This window comes from Porphyromonas gulae DSM 15663 (assembly GCF_000378065.1).
Classification (GTDB): domain Bacteria; phylum Bacteroidota; class Bacteroidia; order Bacteroidales; family Porphyromonadaceae; genus Porphyromonas; species Porphyromonas gulae.
In genome coordinates, this window is the sequence record NZ_KB899155.1 from 16,034 (window position 1) to 36,688 (window position 20,655).

20 protein-coding genes are annotated in these 20,655 nt (G+C 38.8%); 4 read left to right on the top strand and 16 right to left on the bottom strand.

Features of this window, described 5'->3' with window-relative positions; genetic code table 11:
• The first annotated feature begins 24 nt into the window (after window positions 1-24).
• A complete protein-coding gene (locus F452_RS11930; protein ID WP_155259037.1) occupies window positions 25-165 on the top strand; it encodes a hypothetical protein in 141 nt (46 codons plus the stop codon).
• Here F452_RS11930 and F452_RS10695 read toward each other — a convergent pair.
• The 4 genes from F452_RS10695 to F452_RS0104000 all read right to left on the bottom strand — a co-directional run bounded on the left by F452_RS10695 (window position 148) and on the right by F452_RS0104000 (window position 2,674).
• Window positions 148-870 carry a hypothetical protein gene (locus tag F452_RS10695; protein ID WP_050563581.1) on the bottom strand — a complete coding sequence of 241 codons (723 nt, stop codon included), beginning with the start codon at window positions 868-870 and terminating at the stop codon, window positions 148-150. The genes F452_RS11930 and F452_RS10695 overlap by 18 nt on opposite strands.
• A gap of 2 nt (window positions 871-872) precedes the next feature.
• Entirely contained in the window at window positions 873-1,334 is a 462-nt protein-coding gene (locus F452_RS0103990) for a DUF3408 domain-containing protein (protein WP_018964950.1), read from the bottom strand.
• Between the two features lie 3 nt (window positions 1,335-1,337).
• Complete coding sequence (locus tag F452_RS0103995; protein WP_018964951.1) at window positions 1,338-2,123, bottom strand: ParA family protein; 786 nt, start codon at window positions 2,121-2,123, stop codon at window positions 1,338-1,340.
• Between the two features lie 347 nt (window positions 2,124-2,470).
• On the bottom strand, window positions 2,471-2,674 hold the full coding sequence (locus F452_RS0104000; RefSeq protein WP_018964952.1) for a hypothetical protein: 204 nt from the start codon (window positions 2,672-2,674) through the stop codon (window positions 2,471-2,473).
• Here F452_RS0104000 and F452_RS0104005 point away from each other — a divergent pair.
• Together F452_RS0104005 and mobB are read left to right on the top strand one after the other, a co-directional pair.
• A complete protein-coding gene (locus tag F452_RS0104005; protein ID WP_018964953.1) occupies window positions 2,673-3,053 on the top strand; it encodes a plasmid mobilization protein in 381 nt (126 codons plus the stop codon). The genes F452_RS0104000 and F452_RS0104005 overlap by 2 nt on opposite strands.
• The gene (gene mobB / locus F452_RS0104010; protein ID WP_018964954.1) at window positions 3,050-4,321 is read left to right on the top strand and encodes a conjugal transfer protein MobB; all 1,272 of its coding nucleotides are present in this window, start codon (window positions 3,050-3,052) and stop codon (window positions 4,319-4,321) included. Before F452_RS0104005 ends, mobB begins: the two co-directional genes overlap by 4 nt.
• A 19-nt stretch (window positions 4,322-4,340) precedes the next feature.
• Here mobB and F452_RS0104015 read toward each other — a convergent pair whose 3' ends face one another.
• The 5 genes from F452_RS0104015 to F452_RS0104035 are packed head-to-tail and all read right to left on the bottom strand — an operon-like array spanning window position 4,341 to window position 9,431.
• The gene (locus F452_RS0104015; RefSeq protein WP_018964955.1) at window positions 4,341-4,817 is read right to left on the bottom strand and encodes a hypothetical protein; all 477 of its coding nucleotides are present in this window, start codon (window positions 4,815-4,817) and stop codon (window positions 4,341-4,343) included.
• A 4-nt stretch (window positions 4,818-4,821) separates the two neighbouring features.
• The gene (locus F452_RS0104020) at window positions 4,822-6,198 is read right to left on the bottom strand and encodes a hypothetical protein (RefSeq protein ID WP_026292170.1); all 1,377 of its coding nucleotides are present in this window, start codon (window positions 6,196-6,198) and stop codon (window positions 4,822-4,824) included.
• Window positions 6,149-7,162 (bottom strand): RuBisCO large subunit C-terminal-like domain-containing protein, encoded by a 1,014-nt coding sequence (locus F452_RS0104025; protein WP_018964957.1) that lies wholly within the window; start codon window positions 7,160-7,162, stop codon window positions 6,149-6,151. The genes F452_RS0104020 and F452_RS0104025 overlap by 50 nt, the downstream gene beginning before the upstream one ends.
• Complete coding sequence (locus tag F452_RS0104030) at window positions 7,150-8,145, bottom strand: dehydroquinate synthase/iron-containing alcohol dehydrogenase family protein (RefSeq protein ID WP_018964958.1); 996 nt, start codon at window positions 8,143-8,145, stop codon at window positions 7,150-7,152. The genes F452_RS0104025 and F452_RS0104030 overlap by 13 nt, the downstream gene beginning before the upstream one ends.
• Window positions 8,146-8,159: 14 nt before the next feature.
• The gene (locus F452_RS0104035) at window positions 8,160-9,431 is read right to left on the bottom strand and encodes a histidine phosphatase family protein (RefSeq protein ID WP_244263765.1); all 1,272 of its coding nucleotides are present in this window, start codon (window positions 9,429-9,431) and stop codon (window positions 8,160-8,162) included.
• Between the two features lie 206 nt (window positions 9,432-9,637).
• Here F452_RS0104035 and mobC point away from each other — a divergent pair, with 206 nt between their 5' ends.
• A complete protein-coding gene (mobC, locus tag F452_RS0104040; protein WP_018964960.1) occupies window positions 9,638-11,641 on the top strand; it encodes a conjugal transfer protein MobC in 2,004 nt (667 codons plus the stop codon).
• 50 nt (window positions 11,642-11,691) lie between these two features.
• On the opposite strand, the gene F452_RS0104045 is transcribed toward mobC, so the two are convergent.
• The 7 genes from F452_RS0104045 to F452_RS0104070 all read right to left on the bottom strand — a co-directional run bounded on the left by F452_RS0104045 (window position 11,692) and on the right by F452_RS0104070 (window position 20,587).
• Window positions 11,692-12,174: a hypothetical protein gene (locus tag F452_RS0104045; protein ID WP_244263766.1), complete on the bottom strand. Its 483-nt coding sequence runs from the start codon at window positions 12,172-12,174 to the stop codon at window positions 11,692-11,694.
• A gap of 2 nt (window positions 12,175-12,176) precedes the next feature.
• Entirely contained in the window at window positions 12,177-14,375 is a 2,199-nt protein-coding gene (locus F452_RS0104050; protein WP_018964962.1) for a peptidase domain-containing ABC transporter, read from the bottom strand.
• Window positions 14,376-14,378: 3 nt separating this feature from the next.
• Window positions 14,379-15,596 carry a hypothetical protein gene (locus F452_RS0104055; protein ID WP_018964963.1) on the bottom strand — a complete coding sequence of 406 codons (1,218 nt, stop codon included), beginning with the start codon at window positions 15,594-15,596 and terminating at the stop codon, window positions 14,379-14,381.
• Entirely contained in the window at window positions 15,593-16,834 is a 1,242-nt protein-coding gene (locus tag F452_RS0104060; RefSeq protein WP_018964964.1) for a radical SAM peptide maturase, read from the bottom strand. The genes F452_RS0104055 and F452_RS0104060 overlap by 4 nt, the downstream gene beginning before the upstream one ends.
• Window positions 16,835-16,939: 105 nt before the next feature.
• Window positions 16,940-17,164, bottom strand: a complete 225-nt coding sequence (locus F452_RS11370) for a TIGR04149 family rSAM-modified RiPP (protein ID WP_080637680.1) — start codon at window positions 17,162-17,164, stop codon at window positions 16,940-16,942.
• A gap of 63 nt (window positions 17,165-17,227) precedes the next feature.
• Window positions 17,228-18,079: a GLPGLI family protein gene (locus F452_RS0104065; protein ID WP_026292171.1), complete on the bottom strand. Its 852-nt coding sequence runs from the start codon at window positions 18,077-18,079 to the stop codon at window positions 17,228-17,230.
• Window positions 18,080-18,091: 12 nt separating this feature from the next.
• The gene (locus F452_RS0104070; RefSeq protein ID WP_244263768.1) at window positions 18,092-20,587 is read right to left on the bottom strand and encodes a TonB-dependent receptor; all 2,496 of its coding nucleotides are present in this window, start codon (window positions 20,585-20,587) and stop codon (window positions 18,092-18,094) included.
• Between the last annotated feature and the right edge of the window lie 68 nt (window positions 20,588-20,655).

The window sequence follows — 20,655 nt, forward strand, 5'->3', positions numbered from 1 at the left end:
TTATTGGATTTATTGTTATTGATTATGAATAGGTTATTCTCTGTTGTGTGGGGAGGTCTGGATGGGGAGCACCTCTCCAGCTCGTTTTCATGGTACTACTTGCGTGTAGCCTTCATGTGCTACCCCATCCATTACTCCGCTTGTGTTTTAGAGGTAATAGTCTAAGGTTCTTTCATTGCTTCCTTGAGGTTCTTGTCTTGGGGAATGTTCAGCTTTTTCCATATCGCTTTGTATTTGAGCTTCCTCTGCACGACGCATGGCTTCCAAGAACTTGGTATGCTTCGATTCTTGTGCCTTGAGGTTTTCTTTGTACTTCTCAATCAAGTCAGTACCTTGCACTTTACTGAGGGTTGCCTGAACTTCTGCGTCATCCTCTTCATCTAGGGTATCGTCATGTTTGCTCCAGCGTCCCATGCGCACAAGGTCACGAGCAAGAATTGCCGATGGAGAAACCTCCGGAGTCGGATCGGGAGTGAGTAACAGTTCCTCTCTCAAGACCTCATCCTCATCGACGGTTTCCATGGTATAAGCGACATGGAGTTCGTTCTCTTCCTCACTAATCGTGGGCACTTCTTCAGTTTTCTCTTGCTGCTCCGACACCTCGGACTCCGCAAAGTTATTGGCATTTTCAAGTGCTTTTTCGGAGGAGGAAGTCTTGGGAACTTTAGGGAAATCTGAGGGACTAAGCCCCTTGCTTTTCCCCACCAGAACGTGAAGTTTCTCCTCCCTGTTCTGCTCCTGCTTAGAAGTTGCGTGCCCTTGCTCCTGCTTACCCATTCGAGAGAATTTGGAGCAGTAAGTATAGAGAATGAGGAGTAGCACCCAAATGATAACCAAGAGAAGCAGGACATTCAATAGTATCGTTTGCATCGTTACAAGTCTAAATTGATGGTTGGATTACGTTTGTACTGTGCCGCTGTTTTATTAAGCATCGCCTGATGCTCTTTGAGATGCTCCAAGAGGATGTTCTCTATATAGGCCGTAAGTGTCGCTTTGGAGCGGACATCACGAAGAATATCTCGGAGTGTTTGCAGAATCTCCCCATGGATGGTGAAGCCAGATTTCCCGATACCATCACGAGAGGGAGCGAAGAAGCGTTTTTGGTACTCTTGAAAAGAGCATCCGCTCTCCTTGTTACTCTTAGATCTTGTCATCGTAGGTATAGCATCCTCCGATGTCTCCTCTGTCGGTATCGGAGCCTCTTGTGGCTCTAACTCCACGGGTTGGTCGAAAAAGGGGGACTCCTCTGCACTACGCTTCGTAACCCCGATATCGCCCATCTCTTGAAGTTTGGCACTCAATATCTTTTGTCGTTTTTCTTGGATGGAAGGCATGATTTATTCATGAATAAGGTGAAAACGTTGGAGAACCTCCTCTACCCATTCATCTATCCCTGTGGATAGACGAAGTGCAGGTACGGGTGGTAAATAAGAACTGCGAAAAACGCCTTTGACGCCTCCCTGACCTAATTCTCGAGAAAACTTCACCGAATGGTAGATACGGGTATCAAACAGGTTGATCTCCTCCTCTTGGGCATATTTCGTATAGTGGTCGACAACCACAGGACTGGCACTGCGATTGATTTTATTCCAAAGAAGCAGGAGGTCTCGAATGCGTGCGTCTTCAAAACTGAGACCCAAGTCCCGAACGGTTTGAGCATAGGCAAAACCGGATACCAGGGACTGAGGATCGGCTTCTATGGGGGAGATGATATAATCCATCTCTATGGAGAGCTGTAAAAGGGCTTCTGTACCGGCATGCCCCGGAAAGTCAAAGATGACCAACCGTTCCTTTCGTTCCGAGCTTTCCAGATACTTTTGGACATCTTTCAAGGCCGCATCAGGGGTGGAGCGTAAAATGGGATAAGCCGGATGCCCAAACTTGGTAAAATGGACTTTGAGCTGTTCGCTCAGCTCCTTGGAAGCTTGAATGAGATTGCGTTCCCGCTCTCGAAGTTTATAGAACGATTCCTGCGTACCGTCACAATCGACCACTACGAGAGGGAGATGCTTCTCATAGTAAAGTATGGAGGCAAGGATTTCGGCAAGAGAGCTCTTGCCGACACCGCCTTTTTGTGAGGCGAAGCCCAAATAAATGGGAGCTTGCATAGGGAGTGTTTTCATGTCAGATAACTGTTTACGGAAATAACTGATTCTTGGATTTAGTGACCGACCGATGCTCTGAGGTTGATTCGTTAGTGAATAGATAACTCAGTCTAAACTAAGCGACTGAAATCTTGATTAACTGACGGATTCAATAACTGCTCTACATCGTGACTTTCCTACTTTTGAACCGACTTACAAACGGAGGTCGGTTGGTCTATTCTGAGTTAGGTCGGTCAGTCGGTTCTGACCTAAATCCGCTGCAAAATAAGTTGGTAAATCAGTCGCTTTCAACCCCTAGGGAAGCATCGGGAAATAGCAGGATATTCTCGGAATATCCCTTATGATGAGACTGTTACAACAAGCCTCTAACTTTGCAGAGGAATAGAAAATGGAGAACTATCTCCATCGAAGTAGCCCCCGAAGAGGGTGGATGCTTCATCAGCATCATCTCTTGATACCGGCAAGGTGTGTCTTTGTCCGACAAACTCCGTTTCTGCCGACAAAGCCCCCTTGCCTCGGTGCGAGGAGAAAATGACTCCAAAGTCGTCATTAACCAACAATACAGCCATGAATGAAAAGATAGAACGTTGGGACAGGTGGGATACTCGCCTACCCAATCCCAAAGACCAACAAAAGGTCATTGCCCTCTTCCACAAATCGGGAGCAGAAACAAAGTCAGACTTCGTGCGTGCCCGTCTTTTGGGAGAGAGTTTTAAGGTCATTACCGTAGACAAATCAGCCGTGGAATACTATCGTAAACTCTCCGAACTCACGGCACAAGTTCATAAAATCGGCATCCTCTACAATCAAGTTGTGAAGGCAATCAACAGCTACCACTCGGTGAAAACAGCTCAACTTTTGCTACAAAAGTTGGAGCAATATGCTTCACAGATTATTGCCCTACAAGAGCAGGCAATAGCCCTTACTATAGACTACCGCAAGCGATGATTGCGAAGATTTCCGGCACAGCAAACCTCGGAGGAGCACTCGGCTACAACTTCAAAAAAGTGGAGGCTGAGGAGGCGACAATACTCTTGGCTCAGGGGTTGTATCAGAATACTAGTGGCAAGTACACAATGAATGAAATTCTTGCCGATATGCAAGCACTTATCCCCCAAAAATGCAGGACGAAGAATGTGGTCTTTCACTGCTCCCTCAATCCGCATCCCGATGAGAAACTATCGGACGATATTCTTGCTCGGATAGCCCAAGAGTACATGCAGGCACTCGGCTATGGCAAGCAGCCCTATATCATCTTTAAGCATAACGACATTGCACGCGAACATATTCATATCGTATCACTACGCATAGATGGAAAGGGGCGCAAACTGAATGACCAATTTGAGAAGAGACGAAGTAAGAAGATAACCGATGCCTTGGAGCAAAAGTATGGCTTGATTCCGAGTACAACTCAAAGAAAAGACCAGATAGCAACGATTCAAGGTGTGAAACAGGGGAAAGGAAATATAAAGGAACAGATCGCCTCTGTTGCCCGCTCCGTTATTTCTCACTACCATTTCTGCTCTTTGGGAGAATTCAATGCGATTCTTACTAAGTATAAGCTTGCCGTAGAGGAAGTGAAAACGGAGTATAGAGGAAAGAGATACAACGGATTGGTCTATGTCCCGACAGATGGTAAGGGGAGTAAGATCGGTACACCTATCCATGCCTCAGAAATTGGACGAGGGGTAGGCTATTCTGCTGTTCAACATAAGATGCAGCAATCCAAACAGAACATCAAACCGCTTGTGGCAAACATACGACAAAGGGTCTTACAGGTGATGAGAACTTCTCCCCCAACAGAGGAGGAACTGCATAGTAGACTAAAGAACGAAGGTCTACGAGCAGTTATTAGGAAGAATAACAGTGGTCGTATCTACGGTATCACCTTCATTGACGACACTGAAGGTATCGCCCTCAATGGTTCTCGACTCGGCAAAGGCTATGCCGCCAATCAATTTGAAGCCTACTTCGCAGATACGATACACAATCGATTCTTAGATGAAAGCCTCTATGGTAAGTTGTCGGTTCCTGAGCAGATCGATAAACCATGGTCTCCTGATTTATCATCCCAAGAGACAGAAGGCGATAACCTCTTTGACGAGGTGCTTGAAAACTTAATTAGTGATACACCTCTTCCAACAAGCAATGATGATTGGAAGGAGGCGGCTTGGCAACGCAAACTCCGAAAAAGAAGTAAATTGAAGAATAGGTAATTATCCAAAGCATCGTAACTTAAGCCTCAAAATGGTACAAGTCAAAGGTAATAAGGAGTAAAGCTACGAGAAGTGAAACACTAAAAAAGAGAGGAAGCCATTTGCCAATTATTGGATTAACTTTGAAGAGTGCATACCATTTCTTTTGATTTGCCTTTGCTCTAATAAAATGGAATGCATGCATATCCCCCAATTTATCTAAAATCTCAAGATTAATCATCAGTTTGACATACACTCTGTATATAGTTATGCCCATCATTGAAACTATCAGAAAGCCTAGGAACAATACTATAATCTTATTATTCTCTCCTCTGATCATTGCAAAGGCTGTGATAAACAAAGAATAGAGAAGAACTAAATAATTGAACCTTTGAGATAGTATATATTCGACAAATTCTCTTTCTGAATAAAAAGTCCAATCAGTATTCTTTAGTTGGAATTGATAAGCTTTTTGAACTTCCTCTTTTATTATAATTCTTCTTTTTCTACCATTCATATCGCTACATTTTACTCCTTTGAGTGAAAAATTCTTCTACCAGAGATTCACACTCTATCTTTGCATCTTCAATATCTTCAAATTCAACTACCTTAAAATTATTTCTTTTACAGCACTCGATAATTCCATAATGTATTTCATTAATTCGTTTTTTTTCATCTTCTGTTTTTTTTGAGACTTCCTCACGGGTAGTCTTCATTTTCAAATCCAGCCGATCATTTATATCCCTTTTGTTGTCTAATCCTATTATAAGACAATCTTGTTTGTTTATATTTCTCAAAAAATCTTCTGTGAGATGCATTCCCTCAATAATAATTTTCTCTCTCCTGCTTCGATAAATCTCCAGCATCTGTTCAATCATATTCGAAACATTATTTTTTTGAATATTTAATTCACTATCATCCATTCTATACGTGGATGTTTGATAAGTTTTTTTATCTCTAGTGCTAATACGAAAAAAATTCCGAACCATATCAGTGGAAAGCACCCCTGAAAATTGATATTTATTTGATAGATGATTGGATATTATAGATTTACCAGTAAAAGAGCCTCCAACTACAACTATAATACAAGGTCTTGTATATGATGTGAAGGCATCTATTGATTTTTTTTCCCATAAATCCCTAAAATGTTTCTCAAAAGCCCATCCTAACATTGAGCTTCTTCTAAGTTTAAAACAAGGAGATAGCTTAACCCTTACCTTATTGTTATAAAAACTAACCAAAATATATTTATCGGAAAAAAGCAAGCTCCACTTCAACGCTTCTGAAAATAGACGACATTCTACATCTAAAATACCATTTTCTTTTACTTTTCTAAAATTTACTATGCTATCTTCTATATCTCTACTGTGATTACGATGTAAGTTTTTTTCTCCTAATTCAGCACTTCTACGTTTGACATATTGTTTTTCCTGAGGGTTTAATAGCAATGCTCTGATTGTAAGCTTTTGTCCTCGAGAGTATTCCTCTAAAATCTCTAGCCTTGACGGATAGTCTGAATTGCTTAACAAAGCATTACCTTTATAACCTAAGAGGAGTATTTCATTGGAGTCCACTAAGTCTTTGAAAATATCCTTATATGCCTCGTCTCTATTAGGAAAAACCTTTAATACGCCAAGTGAGGATAGTTTCAAACGAAGTAAACGAAATATGAATAACAATACAAAAAATAACAATACAAAAAATACAACAACTATACTCCAAGTAGACAGCATATTTGAACTCTTGGCAAAAAATGTCAAAATGCTTGAAAACGCAGTTGAAACAAAAATTTCCCAAAGCTTGGGATATAAATCCGCTTGTTTATTACAACAATAAGCCCTCATAATATTAAAAAAAAGATTTCCAATGGATGACCCTATTCCAATCAATACTACCATTTTGAGTTCTAAAGTATCCGCATGCTAGATAAATAGCACTAGAACCAAATATAGGTAGAAGTTCTTTTAGTACATCTGGGGTTGTTTTCGTGAAAACTGGCCTGAATCTAGAATTATACATTTTTTGCCTATTGACTAAACATTTACAATCAAGTATGGCTTCAGAAACAGGAGTTCCTACGTGTAAAAAATCAATCCCGGCTAATTGTCCCAAAGTACATAAAGCATCCATCGAGATGGAAGATTTTATAGCTTGATATCCGATTCTATGCCCCCATATTGTAATTTCAGGGAAACTCTGTTTAAGTTTATAAATAGAACTTAGACCCGAAATTAAGTAATCGACCATAAAAATGCTTGTGCCCATTTCTATAAGCTCTTTCATAAAGTCAATGTCTGTAACCACAGAACTTATATTAGGCACAAAATATGCGTCATTTCCTATTGCCTTATGGATATTATAAACTTCCTTTGCCAACTTTTCTTTGGGCAAAAAGTAACATTCATCATTTTTGAAAACATTGAACCCTAAATCAACAAATCGCTCCGCTTGTGATATTTTCTCCTCAACCGTCTGGTGATAATAAGGTTTGAATATAGTTCCAATTAAAGGAGTGGTGATTATTGACTTTTCTCCGTGGAATAATATGTCTTTCAATTTTGAGCTTGAGATATCTATCTTGTCAAGACAGATATTTCCAAAATCAGATAAGTTATGCAGGCATAAGGTCATAAACTTTTCAAAGAAAAAGTCCATTTCCCAGAATGAGTCATCAATCCAAACTTCCAAGAGGCTTCCAGAATAATGGTATTGAATCCATTTTAACTCTCCCATACCACTTGGCATTACGCTCTCATGAGAAGGATACAACGCAAAAGTACTCCCATATTCAAACTCCCCAATGATGGTTTGAATTGGTACAGTTATCTTCTCTACTCTATACTCTAATTTTATCTGTCCCATATTTGTGTAATCATATTGGCTCGCTCTTTTGCTTTTTTCATCCGCATTGCTTCTCCCTCCTGTATCTGATCTAATGAAAAGGAACGTTTGGGACGAAGTAAAGAAGCCTCCTCAACTAAAGTTAAAAAATCCAGCGTTTTTAAGAACTGAATATCTGACATTGTAATGCCCACATAATGCCCGATCTCGAATAATTTCTCCAACGAAATGCCCTTATCCTCCCACTCAGGATAAAATAACAGGGCTAAGAGGGAGCCCAAGTAGACAGCCTTTCCGTGAGGTATTTGAATCTTATTTTCAAGGTACCGAGCAAAAGAGTGATCGATGCCGCAACCTATCTCATGATTCTCGTTAGATCTCATAATAAGGCATTTTACAGTCAAAAGACTCGCAATCCTCCTTAGTATGGTCTTATTATCCTCTCTTTTCAAAAGAGAACTTAATTCATCAATTTGCTCTACTGTCCAAGCAATTAATTCTTCAAAATTTTCTTGGTACTTTGAGGAATAGTCTATAATGGAAAAATATACTCCCACATATTCACCAATTCCCCACAAAGACTTCTCTATTTCATTTGACAGAAGAATCGAAAAATCAAAAATTGTTTTGCGAGGGTAAATCCCTCCCATAGAAGGCTTACATTCATTATCCTGAAGGCTATACCTATTTGTCCCAAAAGAATCATTTGCTAGTTGAGTTGGTACAGTTATCAAAGTTTTTTCCCTATTTTTTGCTTCTATCTTTCCCCTGTTATGAGCCTGAAAACCACCAATTGACAGTATGGAATCTGATGTTTTGAGCAACATGACTTTGCTGAGTCTGTTATTGAACAACACAACATGATCGCAATCACATGATTGAAAAATAGTCTCAGCTATATTATCAGAAAATTCAACATCATATTTACCGAAATAATCCTCCCATTGAACAAAATTTTGATTTTGTAACTGCTCGAAGAACTTCACTATCTTTTGAATATCCATTAAAATATCAGTTATTAAGAGAGAAATACTCGATTATTCTCATACTCGACTTCCACAATTCCTAGCTTTATAGAGATCTTTGCAACTGAGGCATTAGCCATCTGTTTCCCCCTAAAAGAGGTCCCCTTACCCTCTATAACATTATTCAATAATATTCTACCTGTGGTTTTATGAGTTACTACAACAACTTGATTGACATTGCTTGGTAGTGAAAGGATCTCTCTCTCCCAAAATCTTCTGACCCGCTCCTGGACATCAAAAGGATTCTCTCCTCCTTCTGGATAATTATGAAAAGGATCCTCTTCATATTTATGGTATAATTCAGGAAATTGTATCTTTACTTCCTCCCTTTGAAGTCCTTCCCAAACACCATAGTCCATTTCACGCAAATCATCATTTTTTAGCAGATGTGATTGGACCTTTTGCTGTATGGTTTGAGCTGTTTCCAAACACCTAAGAAGAGGACTAGTGTAAATAAGATCGATCTTCCCCTTTTTTGATATAAAGTCAGCCACTTGTTCTGCTTGAGCCCTACCATGTTCACTTAAGATGGCATTGGTAGAACCTATAAAACGATCTCCATCTGAATTTTCTTCAGTTTCTGCATGGCGCACAAGATATATTACCTTAGGACAATCTCTTTGGCATTGTATCTTCTTTAATTGCTCTGCTTGCGCTTTACTTAAACTATCTCGAATGGATTGGGCATTTTGCCAAGGCATTAGTATGGTATTCTCTCCTTCCATTCCCCAAAAATCTATATGCTGTGTACATATGCTTTGCTTATAAAAAACGCATGTTTTTATTTCTCCTGCCCCTATACTTCTCAAATACTTAGTAAAAGCCTCCATCGTTCCCCCGGTATGAGCTTCACCTGCAACCAGCAATACTCTACGCGTTAAATGAATGGGAATGTCAAAAGTAAATAACATCTTATCATGTCTCTTTTCCAGCCATTCATATTCTCGATCGACACTAAAGATTGGGGTATGGTATAAGTTATATGAAATCAAAGCTCCAAAAATAGATCCTCCTCGTCCTATACCAATAATTATTGTTGGCTCAAACTCTAAGGCTTCTATATTCCTTGCAACATTTTTGGCTGCACTCATCGCTTTTTTCATGGTTAGTCGCCTATAAAACAAAATCTTTCCAAGAGAGAATTTAGGCAATAAGCCTTTATTTACGAGATTCTCATCCTTAGATTGTTTTACCACATTTCTGCTTAGTAGGATAAAGTGTTCCTGCATCTTGATAACAACAGTAATAATAGCTGTTAGAGCCATTATTGAGGGAATAATGATACTCGTAAAGAGGTTGTGAGCTTCCATGGCGAACTTTAAAAATGCAATATTAATTATATTATGCGGTAAATGTACACAAAATTTTCAGTTCTGTAATATTCCTTCAATTTAATTTCTTTTCTCTCAGTAATAACAGGTTACAAAAGTATCTTTATATTCGCTCTGACGAGAAAAATCTACAAATACACATGGCACAAGAAGATGATCTGAGAGCACTCGGCAAGATTATGGACTTTATGCGAGGACTATCCGTGATATTCCTCCTTATCAACTGTTATTGGTTCTGCTATGAAGCCTTTCATGCGTGGGGCTTTACGCAGGATATTGTAGACAAAATCCTGATGAACTTTCAGCGAACGACAGGCTTGTTTTCATCTATCCTTTGGACGAAGCTCTTTTGTGTAGTGTTCCTCGCTCTCTCCTGCCTAGGCACAAAGGGCGTCAAGGAGGAGAAAATCACTTGGGCAAAGATTGGGGCTGTACTCTCTCTTGGTTTTGTCCTTTTCTTTCTCAACTGGTGGCAACTTGCTCTACCGATTGGTAAAGTGGGAGCAGCCTCACTCTACATTTTTACACTTTCTGTCGGTTACATCTGCCTCCTGATGGCTGGTGTGTGGATGAGTCGTCTCCTTAAGAACAACCTCATGGACGATATCTTCAATGTTGAGAATGAGAGTTTTATGCAGGAAACTCGATTGATGACCAACGAGTACTCCGTCAATCTGCCGACTCGCTTCTACTACAAGAAGAAGTGGAACAACGGCTGGATCAATGTGGTCAATCCTTTTCGTGCCTCGATGGTACTCGGTACACCGGGTTCGGGCAAGTCTTATGCGATTGTGAACAACTACATCAAGCAGCAGATTGAGAAGGGGTTTGCGATGTATATCTACGACTATAAGTTCCCAGATCTATCTGAGGTTGCGTACAATCACTTGCGGAAGCATCTTGATGCCTATAAGATAAAGCCACAATTCTATGTGATCAACTTCGATGACCCACGCAAGAGCCATCGATGCAATCCCATCAATCCTGCTTTTATGACCGATATATCTGATGCCTATGAGAGTGCCTACACCATCATGCTCAATCTCAACCGCTCTTGGATTCAGAAGCAGGGGGATTTCTTCGTGGAGTCGCCAATCATTCTACTTGCGGGTATCATTTGGTTTCTGAAGATCTATGATGGTGGTCGCTTCTGCACCTTCCCCCACGCTATTGAGTTCCTTAACCGTCCCTATGCCCAGATATTCCCGATACTCACTTCCTATGATGAACTTGCCAACTATCTTTCTCCCTTTATGGATGCGTGGGAGGGTGGAGCACAAGACCAATTACAGGGGCAGATAGCATCAGCCAAAATACCGCTCTCTCGAATGATCTCGCCAGCCCTCTACTGGGTAATGACGGGTGATGATTTCTCGCTTGATATCAATAATCCGAAAGAACCAAAGGTGCTTGTAGTCGGCAATAATCCCGACCGACAAAACATCTATTCAGCGGCACTTGGGCTTTACAATAGCCGTATTGTGAAGCTCATCAACAAGAAGAAGCAACTCAAATCTTCGGTAATTATAGACGAATTGCCCACCATCTACTTCCGAGGTCTGGACAACCTCATTGCAACAGCACGAAGCAACAAGGTAGCAGTCTGCTTGGGCTTTCAGGACTTCTCTCAGCTCACTCGTGACTATGGAGATAAAGAGAGCAAGGTGATACAAAATACGGTGGGCAATATTTTCTCAGGGCAGGCGGTTGGCGAAACTGCCAAAACGCTTTCGGAGCGTTTCGGCAAGGTGCTCCAGCAACGCCAATCTATGACTATCAATCGCAACGATAAGTCCACCTCTATCTCTACGCAGATGGATAGCCTTATCCCGGCATCTAAGATTAGTAACCTAACACAAGGTATGTTTGTGGGGGCAGTGTCCGACAACTTTGATGAACGTATCAATCAGAAGATCTTTCACGCTGAGATAGTAGTAGACTCCGCCAAGGTCTCCGCCGAAATGAAAGCCTACGAACCTATCCCGACCATCGCCGACTTCACAAACGAAGATGGCTCCGACAATCTAAAAAGAGTCATTGAAAGCAATTACCATAAGGTGAAATTAGAGATTCTTTCACTGGTGAATTACGAAGTTGAAAGAATAAAAAAGGATCCAAATCTATCAAAATTAATAAAACAATAACCAATCAAAATTTATTGCTAAATTATCTTGCGAAGTCTATAAATAAAATCCTATGGAAGGGACCCTTTGTTGCGAAATAATAATGATTTAATTGGATTAATCACTAAAGTTCTATAGGAAATATAGAATTCAGCTTTCACGGAACCTTGCGTAGCAGATTCTATTTGGCTTGAACTTAGTTCTTCGGACGATACAAACGTTATTATTATCTCATTCTGCTGATTATCCTCATTGTATGCTAAAATAGAACACGGAATATGTCTATTGTTTATCACCAATTCAAAATCTCTTGAAAACATATAGAAATTCTTAATGCCGATGATATTAAGAGAGTATACTTTGCCTTTGTGTGAAGTATAATTCGCATTTTCATTTATCACATTTACCGATTGCGACTCTTTTAATGTATAACTAGAGGCGATGTAGAGAACAAGGCTTAGCAGCAACACAATTATAAACATACCATACTTATCAAAAAATTGTACTTCAAAATGAAGTTCTTCTTCGAATTCCGGACTATGCAAACTTGACATTTTCATATGTTCAGCTGATTTTTTACTAATGTGTAGTATAATCCTCTCCTTTCTATTAAGGAGTTATGATCCCCCTCTTCTACAATCAGACCTTTGTCCATCACGATGATCTTATCTGCATTTCGTACAGTGCTAAGGCGATGAGCTATAATTACTGATGTTTTTCCCACAAGAAAACTATTCAATGAATTCATTATTTCTACTTCATTATTTGCATCTAAAGAATTTGTTGCCTCATCAAGAAATATAAATTGAGGTCTTTTGTATACAGCTCGAGCTATCAGAATTCTCTGTTTCTGTCCAAGACTCAGGCCCTTTCCTTCATTACCTATTTTTGTCTTATAACCTAAGGGTAACGATTCGATAAAAGTATCAATATTAGCTACATGTGCAGCAAATTTCATTTGCTCAAGATCAATATCTTCTTCATCTTTTGGAGATATATTAGAGGCTATAGAATCTGAAAAAATATAACCATCTTGCATTACCACACCACATTTCAGTCTCCATTGACTAATGTCACAATCAGACAATGCCATATCCCCAATATAAATTTCACCTTCCATTGGAGAATAAAATCCTAACATCAGTTTTAACAAAGTGGTTTTACCGCTTCCACTCAAACCGACAATTGCCGTAGTCTTCCCTTTGGGAATAACCAAATTTATATTTGATAGTGTATACTGTTCATCCAAGTTGTCATATTTGAAAGAAACATTAGAAAAAGAAATATCACCATCAAATTCTGAAATCTGAGTTTTTTTATAATCATTTTCATTTGGAATTGCATAGACATCGTTAAGTCTTTCATTACTTAACTTTGCATCTTGATATTTATTCATCAAGCCTATTAACTGTTCAATAGGGCTATTTAACTGACCAATAATAAATTGAATAGCAATCATCATTCCCAATGATAATTGTCCATCAATTGTATAGACAGCAACGACAGTTGTTATCACAGCATTTTTAACTTGATTAATTATTATCCCTCCAGATGTTTGATATTGAGATATTGTCAAACCTTTTCTCAACACCTTGTAAATCTGGACTTGAATTCTCTCCCATTTCCATCGTTTTTGATTCTCGCACCCATTAAGTTTAATTTCCTGCATACCATATACAAGCTCATACAGGCTCCCTTGAATTGCTGCATTTTGCGCAAATAACTTATTGTCAAGTATTGCACGTTTTCTCATAAAGAAAGCGACCCAAATTAAGTAAATTGCACTTCCCAGAAAGAATATGGCAAAAATAGTCCTGCTGTATATTAATAAAATCGCCCCTAGAATAACTATATTGAAAAAATAAAGCATAAAAGTTAGGCATGTCTCTGTGAGAAAATCTTTGATTCTAGAATGGTCTCCTATGCGTTGCAAGATATCTCCAGTCATTCTTTGATCAAAAAAACTAATGGGAAGTCTTGTTATTTTTAGTATAAAATCAGATATTATAGTTATATTTATACTCATTCCAACTCGAAGTAATATCCAGCTTTTTATGAAGTCGACAGAATTAGCTCCAATTATCAGAAAAAGTTGAGCGATAAGAATCAGCTTTATAAAGCTAATATTCTTATGCGCTATCCCGATGTCTACAATTGCTTGAGTCAAAAAAGGGAGGAGTAAAATAAGAATTGAGGTAAATAATATACCGGCTAAGGTATTTACGAACTGAGCTTTGTAGCCCTTTAGATATGATAAAAGCCCCAAATTATTACATTTAGATTTTGAAAAAAATCCTTTTTCTTGAAACTCATTTGGGAAATCAGCTCTTGGTTCTAGACATAAAAGGACACCTTGACCATTAGCTGAGTCTAGCCAGCAAGTAGAAAGTTCTTTAGAAGTATAGGAAAATCTATATCCGATAGGATCAGACACAAAAAAAACGAAGTCGTCTCTTCTCTTTTTTATTTTGTAAAGAACAACGTAATGCCCCTGATTCCAATGAAGAATACATGGCAAAGGCATCTCATATAAGTCTTCCAACTTGCATTTAATCCCAACACTTTCAAAACCAAGTTTTGTAGCCGCATGGCTTAATGCAAGAAGAGATACTCCTGTTTTTGAAAAACCGCAGATATTTCGAATCAATTCTATATCTTGTTTAATACCATAAAATGAACAAATTATTTTTAGGCATGTTGGACCGCAATCCATGCTATTGAGCTGTGTATAACACGGAAATTTATTTATAAACATACATTATAAATTGCATATATTAAATTCATGAGAAGCAATTTCAATAGCAGATATTGGAGGACAGATATATCTGAATTTACAAATTCTACAATTAACAAGATCTCTAGTTAGTCTCCACGAACGATTATTACGGAATTCATCAATAACAGACTCTACTATAAAGTTTTTATTCGCTATATTTCCAATACAAACACTTGATCCATGAGCTAAGACACTTCCATCTGGAAGGACATCTAGAATGCCAAAAAAGTTGTAATTCAACTTGGTATTTCTCATAATTTCTTTCATTGTGGGTCGAATTGACATTATATCTCTTGCAGAAAGATAAATATGTTCTTTAAAGAACGCTATATTGTCCTTCGTGAATATTGGCTTCAACGCGATCTGAGAATCGGCTTCCATATCTTCTTTATCGTAAACGAATTTAGTAACAGAAACATTATCCAGCTTTGCGATAATTGTGGTTTCCAAGCTCTTTTGATTTTCGAGTGAGGCTGTATAGCGATCGAAATATAAAGACAGTGAAATTTTTTTGCGCGATAGAGTTTCTATAGTCTGGAGATCTACCCCGTCAATATAGCTATGAATTCTATAATCGTATGGATATTTTACTAGCAAATAAGATAGTCGTTCTATTTCATCGAGTCTCATCAGAGATAAATTAAAAATCAAGTCTACGTTCTTAATGCTTGTTGCAAATAGGGAACTCAATATTTGTTCCAATTCTCCATAAGATAAACTTTTTGATTTTTCTAAATTAGAACTACTAACAAATGTTTGCGAAATTGCCTCCATCCTTAACGAGTCCACTTTGCTGCCGATGGGAGAAAATGGTATGTTAATGCAAATATTTATGCCTGTTACAAACCTTGCTTTATTCCCCATAATTGAAATTTGACTTTCAATACTATCCCCTCTCTCCAAATCTCTCTGAAGATTAAGGATGGGCAAAAAGATCAATGGTTTGTTGACGCTATTTTCTATATACAGCAACTCTTTGCTTAGGGCCTCAGAAATAGTGCTATCAGTTTCTCTATTCTCTCCAATTTCCACACTCCCTAAATTAGCTGGGCTCTGTAATTCCTGCACAAGCATAATGAAGTCTAAATTCTCAGTAGACAACATGGAATGCTGCTCGGTATTATACATAAATACAGATTTATAGTCGATAAAATCAACGAAGCATTTCTCAGACAAACAAATCCATCTTTTTTCCATCATATTATTTCGTATTTTGTCATAATGTATTCATAAGACTCGGGGTAAGCTCTCACAAAAGCATATATCTCTTCTTGCAAAATTTGAAACTCTTTTGGAGTAACAAAGTAATTGCAAGCAGCTTTAGGAGACACAAGTTGACCAGTATTAAAAAAGCAGTTTAGACAGCCTTTATAATCACTACATTTTGAGCATACTGGACTTATTTTAGAGTAATACGAGTTGTATTTGTCTGCAATGTTTTGGTAATCTATTTGTAGTTCCCCATTCTCTATTTGTCCTAGAGAATATGCAGCTCCAATTCGTTCGCAAGGAAATATCTTCCCATTTACAGTAACAAAAATCTTTTTTGTAAAAGGCAAGCAAGTTCCTGTAGGAGGCTTACTCTTATTAGTATTCGACAAATACAGCAATTCATTGTAATCTGAAAAGAAATATTCGCTATACATCTGGAAATATTTGGCTACACGTTCGAAATTAGAGGCGAGCTCAAAAGAGTTTGGGGCGTGCTTTTCTTGAATTTTCAAATCATCATTCTTAGACCGATACATTTCCTTAAAGGTATTCAACATCAAAGGATTGATGCCGACATTATTGATTTCGCTAGTTGAGGGGGATTTCCCATACCGTTCCTGAACATACAATATGGTAGAATTGACTGTAGTTCTGTTGGTTATGACCGAATTAAAGGTCACATTGCTAAGAAAAAAGTCCGGATATGTAGCTTGGACATAATCAACATTTTCTATAATTTGAGAAAATGCAGGATGTTCTCTACGATCAACTCTATAAGAATTAGCATACTCATCACCATCGAGACTGATAAGTAAATGAAAATTCTTTTCCACGAGATAATCAATATATCTACGCAATAAAGTTGCATTTGTCGTCATTGAATAAACGAATTTCTTGGAATCATTTCTCATATCTGATTCTACATAATCAACTACTTGGCGAATAAGCTCCATATTCAAGAGGGGTTCACCTCCGTAAAAACTGACATGAATCACAGATGGGCCAGAGGCATCATATCCATTACCCCATAACTCTTTTATATTTTTCAAGAGAGCAAGAGCATTTGTTTTTGTCAGATTGCCATTATGCCGTGGATCTTTGTTGTTATATAGACTCCCATAGCCACAATACTTACAATTTAGATTGCATCTTTCTGTGACTTCAAATGTAATTTGCTGTGTATTAGCAAAAAACAATTTTATATCTTGTGCTGTTAACTGCTTCATGTAGACAAACGAGAATTATAATATGTTGCATATACAACGAAGGGAGTGCATGTTCCGAAGAATAATCCCCCAACCATACACTCCCTCATTAAGGAAAAGTGGCAACTACTTAACTTCTATTACCACTTTAGTACCATCGTTCATGTCAGCAATTACTACAGCTTGCCCACCACTGGATGACAAGTTCCCTTTGTAGTTTGCATTTGCATTGTCTTGTGTTGAAGATGAACCATGACATCCACATCCACAAACATTGCCACCTGCAAGCGCATTCATTTCACGAGCGCTCATTGCTCTTTTTGAGAGCTCATTCATACTGACTTTTCTCATAAGAAATTAACTGAATTGTTAAACATAATTTGATTAAACACTACAACTGCAAGGCAATTATTTTTAGTTTTTGACTTCCAAAGCTTTGTATGCAATGGAGTCTCCATCAATATCTCTTGATTTTGGGGCATCTCCATTTTTATCTATTATCATTACTTTCCCTCCACCCATACTTGCGGCAATAAAAGAAAATGGTGACTTGAATATACGAGCGATAGTTTTACTCGCTTCTTCTGGAGAACACCTTTTCTCTCCCTCATAATGGTATGTCATCATCGGAGTATTTGATCTTTCAAAGCCTACTGCCTCCCAAACGTACTGGTTCTCACTATCCTGTATTTTTAGGATCAAGCCTGGTAGACCACCAAATTTATATGGCCCAAACGGCAGGGGAATTTTCTCTGTGTACCATGCCTCATAATTTCTACCTGCAAACGAAACGGTGGCCATAGAGCATACGTAACCAATAACAGTATCAGTTTTCTCTGTGAAATCCCAATTGAATTGGGGGATATCCTCTTGGTAATGCAATACACCTATTTGTAGTGGCATACGATACTTAATATCTGCGTTTCGACTGGTTCGCCCAACGATTAATTCTATTGGCCATGGCTCTCCTTGAATGTTGCTTCGCACCACAGCTCCACGCCTGAAGGCTTCTGTGCTAAGCGAGTCAAAATGGAATATGATATCGCTAAAATCTCTCACATGGCGCCTGCCTATATACACATTGCGTATATCGCTGTGATAGTCCTTGTCTGCAGGATGATTTTTATATCTCAATTGGTATGTAACCTTGTACTGTGCCGTATCAACGGCATTACTCTTTTGAAGCACTTGCGGAAATGGTGTTGTTATTTGCGCATGAGCGACAAATGATATGAACATACAAACGATGGAAAATAGGAGTCTCATATTCTAAAGGGTTTATATTATTCTAAATCTAACTTTCAACAATACACAACGAGGACGGATGTTATATACTGATCGGCTTTCAGTGAGTGCCGATATGTCAGAGTATGAGTATGTATTGTGATTAAGCAAATTGTCAAAAGAGAGCGTAAAGCTAAAACGTTTGATGGTATAATTTGCCTCAGCATTCAGCAAGAGAAATGACTTATCTCCCCTGTTGAAGTTGTTGTAATAGTGTCTGAGTGAGGTTGTTAGCATTATTCCTGCTGGCAGTGTGAAACTCAGCAAGGCGTTGTTGCTTACTGTGCGTAACCGTGGCTGGTGTTGCCTCTCTCTTTGATGTGAAACCATCTGATAGTATTCTCCCTGATAAGAAAGAGAGAACCATTTTAATGGAGCAAAAGAGAGATCTATATTTGCAGATATTGCATTGCCAATATATCGTAGTATCCTATCTTGTACCAACAGAGGATTGTTGTAATAAGAATAAGATAACGATGCCCCAATTTTCAGCCGTTTCCAATCAAATCCTTTGCTTGCGTGGATTTTTGCCGTAAGCGTGTTGGCTTTTTCCTTAGTAGGCTGATTGATAGAGTGTTCGGATATGCCGTCATAGTATGATCCATAAAGAACCTCCGGACTCTGATGATGCCACAAAAAATCAATCCCCGCAAAGCTCATAGAAAGGATATTCTTGAATGAGTAGCCCAAAGAATGATATTGATTAAGACCCTCGAACAATCCTGTAATATCATATGCAAAAAGTTGGCGATATGAGGTGAGTATATTATTTGTGTATAAATTCTCAATGACCGGAGTAGAATAAGAAATATTGGAGTTTAATCTTAATTCATGATTACTATTGATGTTGTAAGTAACAGAGGTAGAGGGCTCTATGCGCACTCCAAACTTTTTTCTCGTTTGGCCTTCTACTATGTCAGACAGTCGGAAATGCTTGTACCTTATGGGCATATATAAAGAGGCATGTAACTTCTCTCCATTATATGTTGCTTGTACTCCAACACCCACATTGATGAGACTAAAAGTCAAATCATTTCTGAAGTTTGCAAGTGAGCTATTCAACGCGGTGCGCTGATAATTCATTGTAGCTGAGGGATGTACGTGCATGTTCCCTATTCTACATGCAGAAAGTAACGAAAAACTATTTTCTGTAGTAAAATTATGAGTACCTACTTGCTGATGTAATATTGGGTCTGCAATAATTTTAGGAAACAGATTGGGAGAAACAGTAAGAGAATGAGGCCTCTTTTCAAGATTGATAAGAGAGGTAAATTCATAACCCCTGTATTTTGAATTTCCATTGATGAGGTGAAAGTTGTTGAGTAAACAGTATGAATCAACCTTCCCGAATTGGTCAATAGAATTGTTCCCAGCTATTATTCGGCTGTTGGCATTGGCTCTGTTCCAGTCGAACTTCACCTGCTCTTTCATGTAGTAGTGGTCGCTGTTTTGCAAGTAGGTGATGTCTCCATAAGCCTTTTTTCTTTTCGCCATCCCCATCATGGTTTCCTCGACCACATTCTGAGAACCATCAGGCAGCGTATTGCCGATGCTCGACCAATTGCTCCGCTCGTCTTTGTCGTGAAGATATGCCGCATTGATCCCCAACTCTCCTGTTTTCCCGATACGATAAGCGTTATTGAAAGTAGCACTATGTGAGTAATTGAAATAATAGAAACGCTTATCTATCTCTGGTGCAGAAGGCATTGTAATGGCTGAGATTGTACTTGTTCGCGAATAGTCTTTGTCAAAAGAATAAAGCTCCTGCGACAAGTCATCGCCACTATTATTTCCTTTGTATGTGGCAAGAAGCTGTCTGTTGCGTTTGAAATAAGTGGCGATGGTGGCATTGTTCCATAGAGTCTCATTGGCAAAGCCTCCTCCGAGCGTTGCAATCAGATTGAATATTCCCTTCACTCCCTCCTTCAGCCGTATGTTAATCGAGGCTTGCTCTTCCGGCTTCAGTCCTTTCAGGGCTTTAATATCCTGATGGTTCTCGAATACTTGCACCGACCCTATATTCTTAGGGTCAATATTATTTGTTGCGATCCCATAATATCCTTTCATGAGATCGAGACCCTCTATGTAGAAGTTTTTAATAGGCTTGCCCTGATAGGAAATCTGCCCATTCTTCGATACGGTAATGCCGGGCATCTTTTTCAAAACATCGGCAATTGTCTGATCGGATGAAGAGAGAAAAGAAGCTATGTTATAATTGATGGTATCGTTCTTAGAATACATCTTTTTCGCTTTTACCACAACCTCACACAATTCAATTGGCTTTGTATCTACCTCTATATCATATTGCCCCGATAAATTGGGGATTTTCATAATAACAGGCTTCATTTCAATTCGTGACGCACGAAGCACCAAGCTATCACAATCACAACGAACGGCAATCTGATATTTGCCACGGTCATCCGTATACGTTGATGCCAGTATCTTGTTGGGTAGATTAGGATTCATCACAACAATACTGGTAAAATCCATTACCTCACCAGTGGAATTTTTAACCTCTCCCCACAATTTGGTTGCAGCCGTCTGAGCATACGACAAAC